This window comes from Bacillus haikouensis (assembly GCF_013179555.1).
Lineage (GTDB): Bacteria > Bacillota > Bacilli > Bacillales > Bacillaceae_B > Rossellomorea > Rossellomorea haikouensis_A.
The window spans coordinates 1-2,093 of record NZ_JABMCR010000467.1 but is presented as its reverse complement, the minus strand read 5'-3'; the positions used below and the strand labels follow the sequence as shown (position 1 = coordinate 2,093).

Genomic DNA, 2,093 nt, shown 5'->3' with positions numbered 1-2,093 from the left:
CCCTAATCTTTCCGTTCTCAAGAACGACATGATATATCAATTCGCTCTGTGTATAATCATGCCCATCATATAAACGTACATTATCAATGATCAATTAAAGATTCCTCCTCCTGCCAAAAGATCCTTAGTACTCTCTTTTTCCAATTCAGCAATTTACTAAACTTATTGACGAAGATTATCCCTAAAACATAAAAACTGCACAGACACTGAGTTGTGCTGTGCAGTCTTGCGATTAAAACCATTTAAAGGTATCTTCCTCTTTATTTGATTCACTTACTTCTGGTCTTGTAAGTTTCCAAAAGCTGTCCCATATAGTATCCTCACTGATTTCAGAATCTGCCTTTACTTCTTTTTCATTTTTATTAGACATGCTGCTCCCTCCTTTATCCATACATACACTACATTCTATTCATGAAATCAAAAAGCGTTTAAGAAATTATAAACTAATTTACGGACACAAATTGAGCAAAAAAAAGAACCAATCAAAAGATTGGCCCTTCGTAAATCAAGAAGATTTCATTGTTGGGTGAGGATTATCTACAACTTGAAGTACTTTAGTGGATGTTACCATGTCAGCGTTACAAAGTGGGCATTTAGGTGAGACTTCACTCTTGAAGTTATCTCGCATCCAGCCTTTACATTCTTCAGATGAACAAGCCCAAATCTTTGTTTCTTCAGTTTTTATTTCTTCCTCTACTTGATTTCGACGACCAAAAGCCATTGAATGTCCTCCTTTAAAGTAAGCAGGATTTCCATGCCAGGCACGAAAAAACTGATTGTGGTATGCTGCTCAGCAGATTATAAAAGGGTTATATAATTTAAACTGGGTGTAATATAGTAATTTTCTGCGGTTAATACCATTATATCACACTTGCTTCCATAATTATATACACAGACAACCTGTCGATCTCGGAACCACTGATATTCAAGTACGGCATGATTTTTACTTTTTCTTCTTCGACCTCGAAGAATCTGCTTTTGTGCCCCCGGATAATTCGTGGTTTGTCGTTCCTTGTCCTTCAACTTGTGAAGAACCTAACATCGACTTAGATGGATCCTCTTTCTTTCTACTCATCTTTCGTCACCTCCACTATTATCGTAACCTTTGACTGTCAGATTTATGTATTTTTTCTTATTATGACTCTGCTCTCAACATGAGTAAGAATATCAAACCTGGGAAATCTAAGAATAAATCAAATGAATCCGGACTTTAGGGTGATGAGAAGTGTTCAGACGCAAAAAAGCAGCCAAAGATCTTGAAACGAAAGCTGTTCATAGCTTCGAAATAGAGAATTTCAGACAAGAGATACTATCTTTTGTGAGCAGCAGTGATGATTTAATTTATAGAATTCTACAGCCGCATGATCAAAAAATTGTCATCTTTTATTTTGAAGACCTGGTTGACCTTAAAACATTAAACGAGTGTATCATACGTCCTATTGAAGAAATCAAGGATGTTTCCAATGCAGAAACAATAGCAAATAAAATTAACATAGCAGACATTACAAGAACGAATCAAATAAGCGAAGTAGTAGAGCAGCTGGTGAATGGCTGTGCATATATATTCAGAGAAAATGATACATACGGAATCATTGCCGATATCCAGGATAAAGCGACACGAGGATTGGAAAAAGCAGAAACAGAATCACTTGTATTCGGCCCTAAAATCTCTTTCACCGAATCGATTTCCAAAAACTTAAATCTCATTCGTTCAAACCTTAACGATCCGAAACTTTGCGTGGAAACCCTGATAATTGGATCACGGGCGAAGAAGAAAGTCCAAATTATTTACATTAAAGATATAGCTGACGAGGAGAATGTTAACACTTTCAGACAACGAATTACAGAACTTGAAGTGGATAGTATCGTCGATTCGACGGTTCTGTCACAGATGATTGAAGATAACTCCTATACCGTCTTCCCTCAATTCATCACGACGGAACTCCCTGACCGGCTTACTATTTCACTTCTGCACGGAAAGATCGGCTTGCTTGTCGACCGAAGTCCCACTGTTATTATCGGTCCATCCACTTTAATGAATTTCTTTGAGTCGACTGAGGATATTTATATGAGATGGAACATGGGGACGTTTC

General features: G+C 37.2%; 4 protein-coding genes. 1 reads left to right on the top strand and 3 read right to left on the bottom strand.

All coding sequences use genetic code 11. The features are described from left to right. Window positions 1–232: 232 nt before the first annotated feature. The 3 genes from HP456_RS23230 to HP456_RS23220 form a co-directional block, all read right to left on the bottom strand. Window positions 233–370, bottom strand: a complete 138-nt coding sequence (locus tag HP456_RS23230; protein WP_172255468.1) for a hypothetical protein — start codon at window positions 368–370, stop codon at window positions 233–235. A gap of 135 nt (window positions 371–505) precedes the next feature. Beyond that, entirely contained in the window at window positions 506–721 is a 216-nt protein-coding gene (locus HP456_RS23225; protein WP_172255466.1) for a cold-inducible protein YdjO-related protein, read from the bottom strand. Between the two features lie 222 nt (window positions 722–943). Further along, window positions 944–1,075: a YuzL family protein gene (locus tag HP456_RS23220; RefSeq protein ID WP_172255464.1), complete on the bottom strand. Its 132-nt coding sequence runs from the start codon at window positions 1,073–1,075 to the stop codon at window positions 944–946. A 150-nt stretch (window positions 1,076–1,225) separates the two neighbouring features. Between HP456_RS23220 and HP456_RS23215 the strand changes: the two genes are divergently transcribed. Beyond that, window positions 1,226–2,093 (top strand): spore germination protein (locus tag HP456_RS23215; RefSeq protein WP_172255462.1); only part of this gene is annotated, 868 nt, incomplete at its 3' end.

What these genes read in the sequence shown, in the direction of transcription:
- HP456_RS23220 (WP_172255464.1), bottom strand. Translation starts at nt 1,075, where the DNA reads ATGAGTAGAAAGAAAGAGGATCCATCTAAGTCGATGTTAGGTTCTTCA.
- HP456_RS23230 (WP_172255468.1), bottom strand. Translation starts at nt 370, where the DNA reads ATGTCTAATAAAAATGAAAAAGAAGTAAAGGCAGATTCTGAAATCAGT.
- HP456_RS23225 (WP_172255466.1), bottom strand. Translation starts at nt 721, where the DNA reads ATGGCTTTTGGTCGTCGAAATCAAGTAGAGGAAGAAATAAAAACTGAA.